The organism is Microbacterium sp. MMO-10 (assembly GCF_037148715.1).
GTDB lineage: Bacteria > Actinomycetota > Actinomycetes > Actinomycetales > Microbacteriaceae > Microbacterium.
The window spans coordinates 716,944-730,402 of sequence record NZ_JBBCSV010000003.1 but is presented as its reverse complement, the minus strand read 5'-3'; the positions used below and the strand labels follow the sequence as shown (position 1 = coordinate 730,402).

General features: G+C 73.4%; 15 protein-coding genes. 5 read left to right on the top strand and 10 right to left on the bottom strand.

What is annotated here, in order from left to right:
* Complete coding sequence (locus tag WFJ17_RS12175; RefSeq protein WP_251438590.1) at window positions 1–474, bottom strand: hypothetical protein; 474 nt, start codon at window positions 472–474, stop codon at window positions 1–3.
* 220 nt (window positions 475–694) lie between these two features.
* Between WFJ17_RS12175 and WFJ17_RS12170 the strand changes: the two genes are divergently transcribed.
* The gene (locus WFJ17_RS12170; protein WP_251438591.1) at window positions 695–1,555 is read left to right on the top strand and encodes a helix-turn-helix domain-containing protein; all 861 of its coding nucleotides are present in this window, start codon (window positions 695–697) and stop codon (window positions 1,553–1,555) included.
* Between the two features lie 24 nt (window positions 1,556–1,579).
* Here WFJ17_RS12170 and WFJ17_RS12165 read toward each other — a convergent pair whose 3' ends face one another.
* Window positions 1,580–2,017 (bottom strand): Lrp/AsnC family transcriptional regulator, encoded by a 438-nt coding sequence (locus WFJ17_RS12165; protein ID WP_251438592.1) that lies wholly within the window; start codon window positions 2,015–2,017, stop codon window positions 1,580–1,582.
* A gap of 151 nt (window positions 2,018–2,168) precedes the next feature.
* On the opposite strand from WFJ17_RS12165, the gene WFJ17_RS12160 reads away from it, so the two are divergent.
* Genes WFJ17_RS12160 through WFJ17_RS12150 form a run of 3 tightly spaced genes read left to right on the top strand, consistent with a single transcriptional unit; the run spans window position 2,169 to window position 5,889 of the window.
* A complete protein-coding gene (locus WFJ17_RS12160; RefSeq protein WP_251438593.1) occupies window positions 2,169–3,311 on the top strand; it encodes a thiamine pyrophosphate-dependent dehydrogenase E1 component subunit alpha in 1,143 nt (380 codons plus the stop codon).
* The gene (locus WFJ17_RS12155) at window positions 3,308–4,381 is read left to right on the top strand and encodes an alpha-ketoacid dehydrogenase subunit beta (RefSeq protein WP_336648553.1); all 1,074 of its coding nucleotides are present in this window, start codon (window positions 3,308–3,310) and stop codon (window positions 4,379–4,381) included. The genes WFJ17_RS12160 and WFJ17_RS12155 overlap by 4 nt, the downstream gene beginning before the upstream one ends.
* The gene (locus WFJ17_RS12150) at window positions 4,378–5,889 is read left to right on the top strand and encodes a dihydrolipoamide acetyltransferase family protein (protein WP_336648552.1); all 1,512 of its coding nucleotides are present in this window, start codon (window positions 4,378–4,380) and stop codon (window positions 5,887–5,889) included. The genes WFJ17_RS12155 and WFJ17_RS12150 overlap by 4 nt, the downstream gene beginning before the upstream one ends.
* Before the next feature lie 64 nt (window positions 5,890–5,953).
* Here WFJ17_RS12150 and WFJ17_RS12145 read toward each other — a convergent pair whose 3' ends face one another.
* From WFJ17_RS12145 to WFJ17_RS12135, 3 genes are read right to left on the bottom strand one after another with little or no spacing between them, the layout of a single operon-like run.
* Window positions 5,954–7,348: an amidase gene (locus tag WFJ17_RS12145; protein WP_336648551.1), complete on the bottom strand. Its 1,395-nt coding sequence runs from the start codon at window positions 7,346–7,348 to the stop codon at window positions 5,954–5,956.
* Window positions 7,345–7,515 carry a hypothetical protein gene (locus WFJ17_RS12140; protein ID WP_292884825.1) on the bottom strand — a complete coding sequence of 57 codons (171 nt, stop codon included), beginning with the start codon at window positions 7,513–7,515 and terminating at the stop codon, window positions 7,345–7,347. The genes WFJ17_RS12145 and WFJ17_RS12140 overlap by 4 nt, the downstream gene beginning before the upstream one ends.
* The gene (locus WFJ17_RS12135) at window positions 7,512–8,879 is read right to left on the bottom strand and encodes a hypothetical protein (RefSeq protein WP_336648550.1); all 1,368 of its coding nucleotides are present in this window, start codon (window positions 8,877–8,879) and stop codon (window positions 7,512–7,514) included. Before WFJ17_RS12135 ends, WFJ17_RS12140 begins: the two co-directional genes overlap by 4 nt.
* Window positions 8,880–8,959: 80 nt before the next feature.
* Here WFJ17_RS12135 and WFJ17_RS12130 point away from each other — a divergent pair, with 80 nt between their 5' ends.
* On the top strand, window positions 8,960–9,853 hold the full coding sequence (locus WFJ17_RS12130) for a polysaccharide deacetylase family protein (protein ID WP_292884831.1): 894 nt from the start codon (window positions 8,960–8,962) through the stop codon (window positions 9,851–9,853).
* A gap of 41 nt (window positions 9,854–9,894) precedes the next feature.
* On the opposite strand, the gene WFJ17_RS12125 is transcribed toward WFJ17_RS12130, so the two are convergent.
* Genes WFJ17_RS12125 through WFJ17_RS12105 form a run of 5 tightly spaced genes read right to left on the bottom strand, consistent with a single transcriptional unit; the run spans window position 9,895 to window position 13,367 of the window.
* Window positions 9,895–10,653, bottom strand: coding sequence for a maleate cis-trans isomerase family protein (locus WFJ17_RS12125; RefSeq protein WP_336648549.1), 759 nt, complete (start codon window positions 10,651–10,653; stop codon window positions 9,895–9,897).
* Window positions 10,654–10,657: 4 nt separating this feature from the next.
* Complete coding sequence (locus tag WFJ17_RS12120; RefSeq protein WP_336648548.1) at window positions 10,658–11,278, bottom strand: helix-turn-helix domain-containing protein; 621 nt, start codon at window positions 11,276–11,278, stop codon at window positions 10,658–10,660.
* A 51-nt stretch (window positions 11,279–11,329) separates the two neighbouring features.
* Complete coding sequence (locus tag WFJ17_RS12115; RefSeq protein WP_292884836.1) at window positions 11,330–12,043, bottom strand: aldolase/citrate lyase family protein; 714 nt, start codon at window positions 12,041–12,043, stop codon at window positions 11,330–11,332.
* Entirely contained in the window at window positions 12,040–12,450 is a 411-nt protein-coding gene (locus tag WFJ17_RS12110; RefSeq protein ID WP_251438603.1) for a cupin domain-containing protein, read from the bottom strand. The genes WFJ17_RS12115 and WFJ17_RS12110 overlap by 4 nt, the downstream gene beginning before the upstream one ends.
* Window positions 12,447–13,367, bottom strand: a complete 921-nt coding sequence (locus WFJ17_RS12105; RefSeq protein ID WP_251438604.1) for a polysaccharide deacetylase family protein — start codon at window positions 13,365–13,367, stop codon at window positions 12,447–12,449. The genes WFJ17_RS12110 and WFJ17_RS12105 overlap by 4 nt, the downstream gene beginning before the upstream one ends.
* Between the last annotated feature and the right edge of the window lie 92 nt (window positions 13,368–13,459).

The following is a 13,459-nucleotide window of genomic DNA, read 5'->3' as shown; positions in this document are numbered from 1 at the left end:
TCAGGCCTGCGGGACGTTCTCGTCGGACGAGTAGCTGCCGTCGCTGGACAGCGAGATCGCGTTGAAGCGGATCGGCCGGGTCACCGTTCCCCAGTCGAGCGGGCAGTGCCGCACCCCTGCGGGGATGTAGACCGCGCCGGAGGTGTCGATCGTGTACTTCTCGCCGCCGATCCACAGGTAGGCCTCGCCGCCCAGGTCGTGCGGGTTCTCCGGGTCGCTGCCGAGGAACACCAGCACCTCGTCGTAGTCGTGCTCGTGCTCGTTGACCCAGTGGCTGCCCTCGTCGGTGGGGTGGATCCACGAGTACGTCATGTGGATCCTCGCCCCGGGCACGTCCTCGGCCCGCATGAGCGCGAACGCGTCGCCGATGTGCGCCGGCCGGGGCTCGCCCGTGGCGATCGCCCCCTCGTTGACGAGGTCGTCGCTGACGTCCCCCATGTGCCGCACGATGAGGTGCTCGTAAGTGCCGGTCATCTGTCCTCCTTCGGAATGTGCTCTCACGCTAGGGCGGCGGATCCGGGCTGCTCCAGGCACTCAGCACGGGTGCTCTGGCACTCCTGCACGGGGCGCTCCCCCGCGCCGCCGCCGGCGCTCCGGCACCCCCGCTTGCCCGCGCGCGCACGATCCTGTCCCCCGGGCGCGCCGCCCCGCCGCGCGTCTTGCGCGGCCGCCCCGCACCGCCTCCACTGGGTGCGTGAGGTCAACGCCGACTGCCCCCTCCGCGCGCGCCTTCGCGGAGTACAACATCGAGGAGCGCGCCACCACGCTGCACGGATCGGCCCTGGTGGGCTCGTTCCGCGAGGACGGACCCGGTCCGCACATGACGCAGCCGCACCGGCACGACTTCGTCGAGCTGATCTGGATCTCGCAGGGATCCGGCGCCCACCTCATCGACACGTCGGAGTTCCGCGTCGCCCCGCGCACCCTGCACATCATCGCGCCCGGTCAGGTGCACTGCTGGAGCCCGGACGGACAGGCGCTGGACGGCACGCTCGTGCTGTTCCGCGAGGAGTTCCTGGTGAGCGCGGCGGATCTTCCGGCCCGCACGATCCGCGGCGGGATGACGGTGCCCGACGCCGCCACCGCCCGGCGCATCGACCGGATGCTGGAGGATCTGCGCGACGAGCTCGACGGCGACGCCGAGGACCGGGACGAGGTCGTGCGGTACCTGCTGTCGGCGCTCGTGACGATGTGCGCGCGCACGCGGATCGAGCCGGCCCGCCCCCGCCACACCCTGGCCCGGGCGTTCCTGCGGATCGTGCGCGCCGAACCCCGCGCCACCCTCACCGTGGCCGACTGCGCGCGGCGGCTGAACGTCACCGGCAACCACCTCGCCGAGGTCGTGGCCGCCGACCTCGGCCGTACACCGAGCGCCGTCATCCGCGCCGCCGTGCTGCTGGAGGCCGAGCGGCTGCTGTGCCGCACCGCGCTCACCTGCGCGCAGATCGCCGCCGAGCTGGACTTCGGGGACCCGTCCTACTTCTCCCGGTTCTTCCGCCGGGAGACCGGATCCACGCCCTCCGCCTACCGCAGCGCCCGCGGGCTCGTCGCCTGACCCGCGGCCGGTGATCCGCGGGCCTCAGCTCCGGCCGAAGTCCTCGAAGATCAGGGTGGTGCGCGTGGAGCGCACCGCGGAGATCGCCTGGATGTCCTCGAGCACGATCCGGCGGAGGTCGCGGGCGTCGCTCGCGCGCACGAGCAGGATCACATCGAAGTCCCCGCCCACGAGCGCCATGTGCTCGACCTCCGGGATCCGCTGCAGCTGCTCCTGCACCTCCTGCCACGCCGGCTGCTCGAGCGACAGCATCACGTACGCCGAGGCGTGGTGGCCGAGCAGCACCGGATCCGTGCGCACCGTGTAGCCGGTGATGACGCCGAGGTCGGTGAGGCGCTTGATGCGCGCGTGCGCCCCGGCGCGGGAGATGTGCACGGTCTCGGCGATCGCCGTCATCGAGACGCGCGCGTCTCGGCGCAGCTCGTCGAGGATCGCCCGGTCGATGTCGTCCAGCTCCGCCATGCGCACGCCTCTCGGTCGATGTATCAGTGACACTCTGACTCATTCTCAGGGCAAGAGAATGCAATCGTCCAGATTCTGCCGGAATCGATTGGACGAATGCACATCCGGAAGCACACTGGAGGCATCACGTTCGGCAAGGAAGGCGGACCCGATGCAGCACACCATGCCTGCCCAGAGCCACACCCGCGACGCGGATCCGCGCGAGCTGCTCCCCCGCGACGAGCCCGTGCAGCTCATCGACGAGACGGGCGCCGCCCGCGTCGACGACGACTACCCGATGCCCCCGGACGACGTGCTCGACCGGGCCTACCGCGGACTCGTCGAGGGACGCCGCATCAACGACCAGGCCAATGCGCTGGTGCGCCAGGGACGGCTCGCGGTCTACCCCTCTTCGCACGGCCAGGAGGCCTGCCAGATCGCCGCCTCCCTCATCCTCGGCGACGAGGACTGGCTGTTCCCGACCTACCGCGACTCCGTGTCGGTGATCGCGCGCGGTGTCTCCCCCGCCGACGCCATGGTGCTGCTGAAGGGCGACTGGCACTCCGGCTACGACCCGCGCGTCCACCGGGTCGCCCCGCAGACCACGCCGCTCGCGACCCAGCTGCTGCACGCGGCGGGCTTCGCCCAGGCCGCGAAGCACCGCGGCGAGGACACCGTGGTGCTGGCGATGTGCGGCGACGGATCCACGAGCGAGGGCGACTTCCACGAGGCGCTGAACTTCGCCGCGGTCTTCCACCTGCCCGTCGTGTTCTTCGTGCAGAACAACGAGTTCGCGATCTCGGTGCCGCTCTCCCGCCAGACCGCCGCGCCGTCGCTCGCGCACAAGGCGATCGGGTACGGCATGCCGGGCCGGCGCGTGGACGGCAACGACGTGGCGGCCCTGCTCGCGGTCCTGGGCGTCGCGGTCGAGCAGGCCCGCGCGGGCGGCGGGCCCACGCTCGTCGAGGCGCACACCTATCGCATGCAGGCGCACACGAACGCCGACGACGACACCCGCTACCGCGAGCGCGCCGAGGTGCAGGCCTGGGCGCAGAAGGATCCGCTGACCCGCCTCCGCACGCATCTGACCTCACGCGGCCTCCTCGACGAGGCGCGGGAGCAGCAGCTCGCCGAGGGGGCGGAGACGATCGCCGCGGCGCTCCGCGAGGCGCTCAACACCGACGCCGACCTCGACCCCGAGGACCTGTTCCGCTTCGTGCGGAGCACCCGGTCTGCGCAGCTGCAGGAGCAGTGGCAGCAGCTGCGCGACGAACTGGAGCGATCCGGATCCATCTCCGAAGGAGGCACCCGATGACCATCGCGCACGAGGACGTCCGCGTGGATGCCGCACACCCCCAGACCCCGGCGGCTCCGACCGTGCAGACGATGACGATGGCGGCGGCGCTCAACCGCGCCCTCGCCGACGCCATCGAGGCCGATCCCGACGTCGTCGTGTTCGGCGAGGACGTCGGCGCCCTCGGCGGCGTGTTCCGCATCACCGACGGCCTGACCGCGCGCTACGGCGAGGACCGCTGCTTCGACACCCCGCTCGCGGAGTCGGGCATCGTCGGCACCGCCGTCGGCATGGCGATGAACGGCATGCGCCCCGTGATCGAGATGCAGTTCGACGCCTTCGCGCTGCCCGCCTTCGAGCAGGTCGTCAGCCACGTCGCCAAGCTCGGCAACCGCACCCGCGGCGCACTGCGGATGCCGATGGTCATCCGCATCCCCACGGGCGGCGGCATCGGCGGCGTGGAGCACCACTGCGACTCCTCCGAGGCGTACTACGCGCACACACCGGGACTCACCGTCGTCTGCCCGTCCACCCCGCAGGACGCGTACTCGCTGCTGCGCGCGGCGATCGCCTCGCCGGATCCGGTGATCTTCCTCGAGCCGAAGAAGCTCTACTGGACCAAGGGGGAGGTCGACACCTCGATCGTCACGGCGATCGGATCCGCCCGCATCGCCCGCGAGGGCGCCGACGTCACCCTCATCTCCTACGGCTCCTCGGTCGCCACCTGCCTCGAGGCCGCCGAGATCGCGGCCGCGGAGGGACGCAGCGTGCAGGTGATCGACGTGCGCACCCTCACCCCGATCGACGACGCGACGATCACCGCCGCCGTGCGCTCGACGGGCCGCGCCGTGGTGGTCGCCGAGGCACCGGGCTTCGCGAGCGTGGCCAGCGAGATCCAGTCCCGGGTGTTCGAGCGCTGCTTCGAGTTCCTCGAGGCGCCCGTGCGCAAGGTCACCGGCTTCGACACCCCCTTCGCCCCGCCGAAGTTCGAGCACTGGTACCTCCCCGACGCCGACCGGGTGCTGGATGCGCTCGACACGCTGCACTTCGACGAGGACGCGCACGATGAGACCACGGGAGGTGCACGATGAGCACGATCGCGCCGCGTGTTTTCCGCCTCCCGGACCTCGGCGAGGGCCTCACCGAGGCCGGGCTCGTGCAATGGCTCGTCCAGGTGGGCGACACGATCCGCACCGACCAGCCGATCGCCGAGGTCGAGACGGCCAAGAGCGTCGTCGAGCTGCCGTCGCCGTTCGCCGGCGTCGTCACGGCGCTGCACGGCGAACCGGGCGGCACCATCGACGTGGGCGCCCCCGTGCTCGAGGTCGCCGACCCCGACGCCGCCCTCCCCTCCGGCCCGTCCGCGGCGGTCGCGGTCGAAGCGGTCTCGGTCGAGAAGGAGGCCTATCGCGCCGAGGAGCGGGCCGGATCCGGTTCCGGCAACGTGCTCATCGGCTACGGCACCAGCGAGCGGGCGGGATCCGGCCGCCGCAGAGCGCGCCGCACCGCGGGCCCGGTGCGCGGCGACGGCTCCCCCGCGGGCCGCCCGAGCGTCACGCCCCCCGCGCCGTCGGCCGACGACGCGCCGCGGCCGCTCGCGGACCGCACCCCCGCGCCGGCGGAGCCGACGGACGGGGAGCGCCTGCCCCGGGGCCCGGTCGCCGTGCGCTCCCCCCTCGTGCGCCGGCTCGCCCGCGACCTCGGCGTCGACGTGCGCCGCATCGCCGCGACCGGATCCGACGGCGCCGTGACCCGGGCCGACGTGCTCCGCGCGGCGGTGGACCAGGCCGTCGACGGCGTCTCGCTGCAGGCGCTCCACGCCGGCGGCGCCGCAGCGCCCCGGGCCGTCCCGGGCGCGGCGACATCCGCGGCGCCGTCGGCGGGCGAGAGCCTGGACGGCCTCGTGGTCGCGTCCCGGGAGCGCATGTCGCCGCTGCGCAAGGCGGTGAGCGCCAAGCTCGCCCGCAGCCGCTCCGAGATCCCCGAGGCGACCGTCTGGGTCGACGTCGACGTCACCGAGCTGTGGGCGCTGCGCGCCGCGATGGCCCCCGAGGGCGGCCGCGCGCCGTCGCTCACCGCGCTCGTCGCCCGTTTCGTGCTCATCGCGCTGGCCGAGCACCCGCTGCTCGGCTCCCGGCTCAGCGACGACGCATCCGAGATCATCTCCTTCGCCGGGGTGAACCTCGGCGTCGCCGCCGACACCGACCGCGGGCTCATGGTTCCGGTGATCCCCCGGGCGCACGAGCTCAGCGTCGAGGAGCTCGACGTCGCGCTGCGCGAGCTCGCCGCGACCGCGCGCGCCGGCGCCATGCCTCCGGAGCGGCTGCGGGGATCCACCTTCACGCTCAACAACTACGGCGGGCTCGGCGTCGACGGGTCCGCGGCGATCATCAACCACCCCGACGTCGCGATCCTCGGCATCGGCCGGATGATCGAGCGCCCCTGGGTCGTCGACGGCGCCGTCGTGGCCCGCCGGATCGCCCAGCTCTCGCTCGTCTTCGACCACCGGGTGTGCGACGGCGGCTACGCGGCGTCGTTCCTGCGCCGTGTGATGGAGCTGCTGGAGCACCCGGCCCGCGCCTTCGGCCGGGTGCGCTGACCGGCGGCCGGGACTCGGCCCGCTTCGAGGCGCGTCCCGGCCGCTCCGCGTGCGGCGCGGAGCCTCAGCGCGGGTCGAGCGGCACCCTCGCCCGCCACGGCGCCGCCTGCTCGTAGCGCTCGGCGAGGGCGAGGATCACGGCGTCGCCGTGAGCGCGTCCGAGCAGGTGCATGCCGACCGGGCCGGCTTCGACCTCCCCGCAGGCGACACTGAGCCCGGGCAGGCCGGTGAGGTTCGCCGCGCAGAGCATCCGCAGTGCGCTGCCGAGCCCCTCGGCGTCGTCCGCGCTGGTCAGCTCGGCGGCCATGGAGGCGAGCCGGGGAGCGCCCGCCGGCAGCGTCGGACCGACCAGCGCGTCGAGACCGCGCGCCGCGAGCAGCTTCTCGATGCGGGCGCGCAGCGCGGGGCGCAGGTGCAGCGCGAGCTCGACGTCGTCGGTGCGCAGGAGCGCGCCCGACGCGATCATGACCCGGGTCTCCGGCAGGTAGTCTCCCGCGGCGGCGCGCAGCCGCAGCCGGTGCAGGGCCGCAGCCTCGGACAGCGATACGACCAGGCCGGCGGTGAGCGCGAGATCGAGATCGGAGGCGTCCACCTCCACGACCTCGATCCCCTCGTGCTCCAGTACGGCGAGCGCCTCGTCGACGAGGGCGCGCACCGCGGCGGTCACGCCCCAGCGCTCCCACTGCGCGCGATCGACGCCGACGCGCCCGGCGACCACGCGCCCGGCGGCGCCGGCGACCGAGCCGCCGAAGCGCTCACGCAGCACGGCGGGCTCCGAGATCGCGTCGAGCACGAGCGCCGCGCCGCGCACCGACGCGGCGATCGGGCCGATGGCGTCCATCGTGCCGCTCACCGTCATCGAGCCGATGCGCGACACCAGTCCGGCACTCGGCTTGAGACCGACCAGGCCGTTGATCGACGCCGGGTTGCGCACCGACCCGCCGGTGTCCGTGCCGAGCGCCGCGGGCACCGCACCGACCGCGACGGCGACGCCGGAGCCGATGCTGGATCCGCCCGCGTAGCGCTCCGGGTCGCGGGGGTTGCGGGTGGGCGGGCTGCCCTGCCCGAAGGCGAACTCATAGGTGACGGTCTTGCCGAGCAGCACGCCGCCCGCTGCGCGCAGGCGCGCGACGGCGACGGCGTCGTGCACCGCGGGCGTCGCATCCCGGAACACGGCGGATCCGCCGCGGGTCGGCATCCCCGCCACGTCGATCACGTCCTTGACGCCGATCGGGATCCCGTCCAGCGGCCCGCGAGCCCGGCCCGCTTCGCGGCGCTCGTCACTCGCCCTGGCCGCGGCGAGCGCGCCCTCCTCGTCGACGTGCGCCCAGGCGTGCACCCGCTCCTCGGTCGCGCCGATGCGCTCGATCGCCGCCGCCACGAGCCGCGCGCTGGTGGTGCGTCCCTCGGCGAGCGCGGTCGCCGCCTCCGGGACGCCGTCGCGCCAGGGGTCGCTCACCGGTCCGTCTCCTCGGCGAGGAGCCGCGCCGCATCGCGACGGAACGCCGGCAGTCCCGCGCGCAGGTCATCGATCGCCGCGGCCACGGCCGCCGCATCCTGCGCCGCGAGCTCTGCGCCCAGCAGATCCCGCACCACGGCGAGGTCTCGCAGGTCGAGTCCGGTCATGCCGCGGTGCCCTGCAGGAGACGTCCGTGCCGCACGACGTCCTCCCCGCCGACGAGGACGGCGACCACGTCGCGCAGATCGGCGCGCCGCGCGATCACGACGTCGGCCGGCGCTCCGCGGCGCAGCATCGCGCCGCCCTCGACGAGGCCGGGTACGAGGGCGGCAGGCACCGAGGTGACCATCTCGACGGCCTCGGCGAGCGTGCGATGCCCGGCGTCGATGACGTCCTGCACCGCGGCGATGAGCGGATCGTGCCGTCCGTCGTGCCCGTAGTCGGTGGCGATCACGTCGACGAGCCCGCTGCCCGCCAGGAGCGCGTCCCAGTGCTCTCTGGTGCGCACCGTCTCCCGCGCCTCGAGCAGATCGAAGACGCTCGCCTCCCCGTACCAGCCGGCGTCGCGGCCGGCCTCGGCGAGTCGCACCGCCTCCTCCACCGTGTGGGAGGTGTGGTTGACGTGCCCGGCGATCACGGTCGCGCGGCGGCCCGGTTCGGCCAGCAGCGCGCGCAGCAGGTCCGCCGTGGCGGCCGCGGAGTGCACGAGCGCGGGCACGCCGAGCCGCCCGGCTGCTGCGACCCCCTCACGGATCCCGGCCCTGGCCTGCGCGATCGAGGGCATCACCGTGCCGGACACCAGGGCGCGCAGCTCCGCCACCGGGACGTCGTCGAGTCCGGCCTCGGCGGCGCGCTCCGCGAACAGCTCGGGGTCACCGGCCCCCTCCTCCAGGAACCGCCCCAGCAGCGCCTCTTTGAGAGCACGGGCCTGCTCCTGCGTGACGGTGCGACCGGTGCGCCGCCGGATCGCGGCAGGGAGGTACACGAGGTCCTGCCCGCCGCCGCCGAGCGTCTGCCCGCCGCCGAGCTCGCCGATCGCGACCGCTCCGTCCTCGAGCATCCGCTCGACGGTCATCGCGCGGTGCTCGGGTCCGAGTCCGGCGCCGTCCGCGGCGAGCGCGGCGGCGAGCGCACCGGGCGTGTGCGCCGTGGCCCCGCGCACGTGGACGGCGTGCCGGCGGTCGGCCTCGCGGATCTCGTCCATCGTCCCGAGCCCGCACGTGCTGAGCACGGTCGTCGTTCCGGCGGCGAGGTGGCTATCGAGATGCCCGCGCCAGCGCTCCTCCGGCAGCGGCGCGGCGCCGCTCGGGAACAGGGGCGACGGACTCACCCCGTGGGAGTGCAGGTTCACCAGGCCGGGGAGCACGGCGCAGTCCGGCACGTCGACGATCCGGCCTGCGAACGGCTCCGCGGCGCTGCGCGCGCCGAGGACGTCGAGGATCCGGCCGTTCTCGATGACGACGCCGCCGCCCTCGATGGTCCTGCCCCCGGTCGCGGGGACCACGACCCCTGCTCGGATCAGCGTCCGCATCGCCGCTTCCTCTCGACGCCGGCCTCCTCGCCGGATAGATTCATCATATCGAAGTATCTTCACTATAACCAGGAGGATCGATGACGGCCTTCCCTCTCCCCCGCGACCTGCGCGGCTACGGCGAGCACCCGCCGGACGTGCGCTGGCCCGGGGGCGCCCGCGTCGCCGTCTCCCTCGTGGTGAACATCGAGGACGGCGCCGAGCGCAGCATCGCCCGGGGCGGCGTCGCCGACGATCTCGGAGCGCACTGGCTGCGCCACCGACCCCTGCCGGGCCGCCGCGACCTCGATCTGGAGTCCGCGTTCGAGTACGGCGCCCGCAGCGGCATCTGGCGGGTGCTGCGCACACTGCGCCGGCACGAGGCCAGGGCGACCGCGTTCTGCTGCGCCACCGCTCTGCAGGCGAACCCGACCGTCGCCCGCGCCCTCGTGCGCGACGGGCACGAGATCGCGGACCACGGCCTCGGCTGGGACGCGCATTCGGCGCTCGCCCCCGAGGTCGAGGCCGGCCTCATGCACCGCTCGCGCCGGATCATCGAGGACCTCACCGGCGTGCGGCCCACGACCTGGTACTCGCGCGACGGCCTGACGCTGCACTCACGCAGCGCGATGCTCGGCGAGGGGTTCGGCTACGACTCGAACAGCTTCGACGACGACCTGCCGCATCCGGGCGCGGACGGCCTCCCGCTTCCGGTGATCCCGTACGCCGGAGACACCAACGACTCGGCGCTGCTCTCGCAGTACCCGACCGGCGCCGCCTTCTCGTCGTTCCTGTGCGGCGCGCTCGACCTGCTCGGGGCCGAGCCGCGGCGGGGCCCCTCGGTGCTCAGCGTGGGACTGCACCCGCGCATCATCGGGCGGCCGGCGTACATCGGCGCCCTCGACGTCTTCCTCTCGCGCGCCGCCGACGCCGGAGCGTGGATCGCCACCCGCCGGGACATCGCCGCGGCCTGGGCCTCCGCGACCTCCGCCTGAAGCGCCGAGCGACGACGAGCCGCGGGCGAGCGCGGCCGCCCTCAGGACGCGAGGAGCGCGCCCCAGCCCGCGATCGCGCGGCGCGCACCGGCTCGGCGCAGCAGGTGCCAGAGCGTGGCCGTCGCACTGTCGACCACGGGGATCCCGTATTCGGCCTCGAACGCGGCGACCCGATAGGCGGAGCGCAGATTGGTGCCGATGCAGACCACTCCGTCGACGCCCTCGCGGAACGCCGGCCGCATCAGGGCATCGATCCGATCGCCGCCCACCCGGGCGATCTCGGCATTGGCCAGCTGGACGTCCGGCACCGAGATCACCGGCATCCCGATGCCGTCGGCCGCATACTGCACGACGATGTCCTCGGCGATCGCCCGAGGACCGGGGAAGACGAGCCCCACCCGCTCCAGGCCCAGCTCGGCGAGCGCGGCGCGCACCGCGAGCGTCGCCGTCGTGGCCGGCGCCCCGACCACCGTCTCGAGCTGGGCGCAGAGCGAGCGCTCCCCGGCGAACCCGGTCCAGGATCCGGAGGTGCCGTGGAAGGCCACGGCATCCGGCTCCGCGTCGGCCAGGAGGGCCGGGGCGTCGCCGAGGACGCCCGCGTCGATCCGGTCGCCGAGGTCGGCCGGCAGCCGGAACCTGCTGAAGTGCGCGGAGACGTCGTCCTCGGCAGCGAGCATGCGCAGGATCGACGACTCGGCATTCGAGTTCGAGGAGGGCACCAGCACGCCCAGGCGGCGGGACGGCCCGGGTGCGACGCCCACGGGAACGGCGCCCGCGTCGTGCGGGCTCTGCGCGCTCACGGTCTCAGTGCGCCCGGCCGAGCGACGGCGGCGTGGAGATCGCGAGCATCACGGCCGCGGAGTCCGTGCGGTTGCTCCACCAGTGCGGCAGCGAGGCGTCGTAGGTGAGGCTGTCTCCTGCCTCGAGCTCGACCTCGCGTCCGGCGACGGACGCCACGAGACTCCCGGCCGTCACCATGACGCATTCCTCGCCCTCGTGCGAATGGGGCACGCTGGCGCCGTCGAAGTGCGCGGGGATCGTCATGTTGACGACCCCGAGCTTGCGCTCCGAGTCGGGCACGATGAGTTCCATGATGATGCCCTGCGACGGGAACTCGATGCGCCGGCGGTCCGCACGGCGCACCACCATGTGGTCGTTGCCGGCATCGGGATCCGCGAACATGCTCGCAAGCGGAAGATCGAGCGAGTTCGCGAGCCGCAGCAGCGTCGCGAACGACGGATTGCCGATGCCGCGCTCGATCTGGCTGATCAACCCGGCGCTGACGCCCGCGCGCTCCGCGAGCTCCTCGACCGTGTAGCGGCCTGTGCGCTGCTCGCGCAGCTGCGCCCCGAGATGCGAGATCCAGAAGTCGCGATCCGGTCCTTCGTCCGTCGTCGGCTTCGCCGCTGCTGCCGTCCCGTCCACAGGCCGTCCTTCGTTCGCTCGGAGGTGCGTCATTCTATCGGTCCGCATGGTCTACCCGTCCACCACTGCCGCGGCGAGGCTGCGCAGCGTCAGCGCGACCTCGCGCTCCCAGTACACGGCGGCGCGGTCCGCTCCTCTGGCGTGCACCTCGCCCGCCCTCGCGGCGCTCGGCGCCGGCATGCCGATGCGATGCCCCGCCCCGGCGACGACGTCGATGATCCGCTGCACGGCCGCGTCGACCGCCTCGCCCCGGCCGGATCGGGCCAGGTCGTCCAGGAGGTCGGTCGGACCGATCCAGCCGCCCTGGAACAGCGGATGCCGGGCGAACTCGGCCACGCCGTCGAGCGCGTCCACGGTCTCGAACAGCACCGAGAGCACGGGCGCGTGCGTGTACCGGGTGCCGTACCCCGAGGCCGGGGAGACCTGTCGCGGCCGGTCGCCCTCGGGTGGGAACCGGGTCGCCCGGTGCGCCCGCTCCAGCTCTGCGGTCGAGCGGACGCGCGGCAGCACCAGCTCGTCGACGCCGGTGTTGGCGAACGAGAGCAGGCTGTCGGGGTCGAGGGAAGGCACCCGTACGCCCACGGCGACCCCGCTGCCGCGCAGGCGCTGCACCGCGTCGGCGCACTGCGCGGGCCCGAGGCCGGTCTGCTCCGCGTCGATGACGACGGATCCGATCCCGACGACCTCGAGCAGGCCGAGCAGGGTCGGGGTCGGATCCGCGGTGATGAGGCCGACCTCGGGACGGCGTGGGGTCTGCGCGTTCATTCGTCGGACACGAACTCCCAGTCGGCGGGCTTGCTCATCCCGACCACGAGCTCGACGATCTCGCCCGTGTCGTTCGTGATCCCGTGCACGGTGCCGCGGGGGATGTAGATCCCGTCGCCGGGCCGCGCGCGGTGCTCGCTGCCGTCGAGGTGCACGAGGGGCGTGCCCGAGACCACGACGTAGAACTCGGATGCGTCGGGGTGATGGTGACACAGGTGATGCTGGCCGGGCAGGATCCGGCCGAGGCTCACGTTGAGGTCGTCGGATCCGCTGAGGTCGCGGGAGATCAGGGTGCACACCTGACCCTGGTCCTGCTGCCCCTTCAGCCCGGTCTTGGCGAGGTCGGTGAAGCCGATCTCGTGCGCGTTGTGCACGAGCCGGCCGAGGTCGGCGGGGGCTCGGGTCATCGCTTCGCCTCCTCCAGCGCGGCCGCCGCATCGGCGGGGGCGTGCTGCGCCCACCAGCGGGCGATCTCCTCGCGGGTGGCGAACCATACGCCCTCCCGCGCCTGCGCGTACTCGAGGAAGCGGCGCACCGCCATCGCGACGCTCGGGCGCCCCCCGATGCGCAGATGGATGCCGACCGACATCATCCGCGGCACCTCGTCGGCCTCGAGCAGCAGGCAGTCCAGCGAGTCCCGGAGCACGGAGAAGAAGTCGTCGGGGCTGCCGAGGCTCCCCGTGCCCCAGAACCGGGCGTCATTGGTGTCCCCGGAGTACGGAACGACCAGGTGCGGACCCTCCGCGGTGCCGACGTAGTACGGAAGGTCGTCGGAGTAGGAGTTCGAGTCGTACAGGAATCCCTCCTGCACGAGCACGGCCCTGGTCTCCTCGGTGATGCCCTCGCGCACGTACCACCCCGAGGGGCGCACCCCCGCGGTCCGCTCGATCGCCGCGACGCAGCGGCGGATCTCCGCCCGCTGCTCCTCGGCGTTCATCCCCACCAGGCCCTGCCACTTGTACCCGTGCCCGCAGATCTCGTGTCCGTCGCGGGCGATCGCCCTGGCCGCCTCGGGGTTGCGCTCGAGCGCGATCCCGCAGGCCATGACGGTGGAGCGGACGCCGAACTCGCGGAACAGGCCGAGATAACGCCAGATGCCCACCCGGCTGCCGTATTCGAAGAAGGACTCCTTCATGAGACTGCGCCGTGTCGGATCCGCGGACCAGCCGCCGAAGATCGAGATGTCCTCGTCCCGTGCGTCCCCCGCCTCGATCGAGCTCTCGGCGCCCTCTTCGAAGTTGAGGACCAGGGAGACCGCGACCCTCGCTCCGCCGGGCCAGCCGACGACCGGCGGGTGCTCTCCATAGCCGATGAGATCACGCATTGCGTCCGCCTGCTTCCTCGCCGGGACCCGGACGCCTCGTCGCGCCCGGATCCGTGTGGATGTTCATCAAATCAAACACATCTTCACTATTC

Coding starts and splice junctions, on each gene's coding strand:
- WFJ17_RS12110 (WP_251438603.1), bottom strand. CDS start 12,450: ATGACCCGAGCCCCCGCCGACCTCGGCCGGCTCGTGCACAACGCGCAC.
- WFJ17_RS12115 (WP_292884836.1), bottom strand. CDS start 12,043: ATGAACGCGCAGACCCCACGCCGTCCCGAGGTCGGCCTCATCACCGCG.
- WFJ17_RS12155 (WP_336648553.1), top strand. CDS start 3,308: ATGACCATCGCGCACGAGGACGTCCGCGTGGATGCCGCACACCCCCAG.
- WFJ17_RS12175 (WP_251438590.1), bottom strand. CDS start 474: ATGACCGGCACTTACGAGCACCTCATCGTGCGGCACATGGGGGACGTC.
- WFJ17_RS12135 (WP_336648550.1), bottom strand. CDS start 8,879: ATGCGGACGCTGATCCGAGCAGGGGTCGTGGTCCCCGCGACCGGGGGC.
- WFJ17_RS12160 (WP_251438593.1), top strand. CDS start 2,169: ATGCAGCACACCATGCCTGCCCAGAGCCACACCCGCGACGCGGATCCG.
- WFJ17_RS12165 (WP_251438592.1), bottom strand. CDS start 2,017: ATGGCGGAGCTGGACGACATCGACCGGGCGATCCTCGACGAGCTGCGC.
- WFJ17_RS12105 (WP_251438604.1), bottom strand. CDS start 13,367: ATGCGTGATCTCATCGGCTATGGAGAGCACCCGCCGGTCGTCGGCTGG.
- WFJ17_RS12140 (WP_292884825.1), bottom strand. CDS start 7,515: ATGACCGGACTCGACCTGCGAGACCTCGCCGTGGTGCGGGATCTGCTG.
- WFJ17_RS12130 (WP_292884831.1), top strand. CDS start 8,960: ATGACGGCCTTCCCTCTCCCCCGCGACCTGCGCGGCTACGGCGAGCAC.
- WFJ17_RS12150 (WP_336648552.1), top strand. CDS start 4,378: ATGAGCACGATCGCGCCGCGTGTTTTCCGCCTCCCGGACCTCGGCGAG.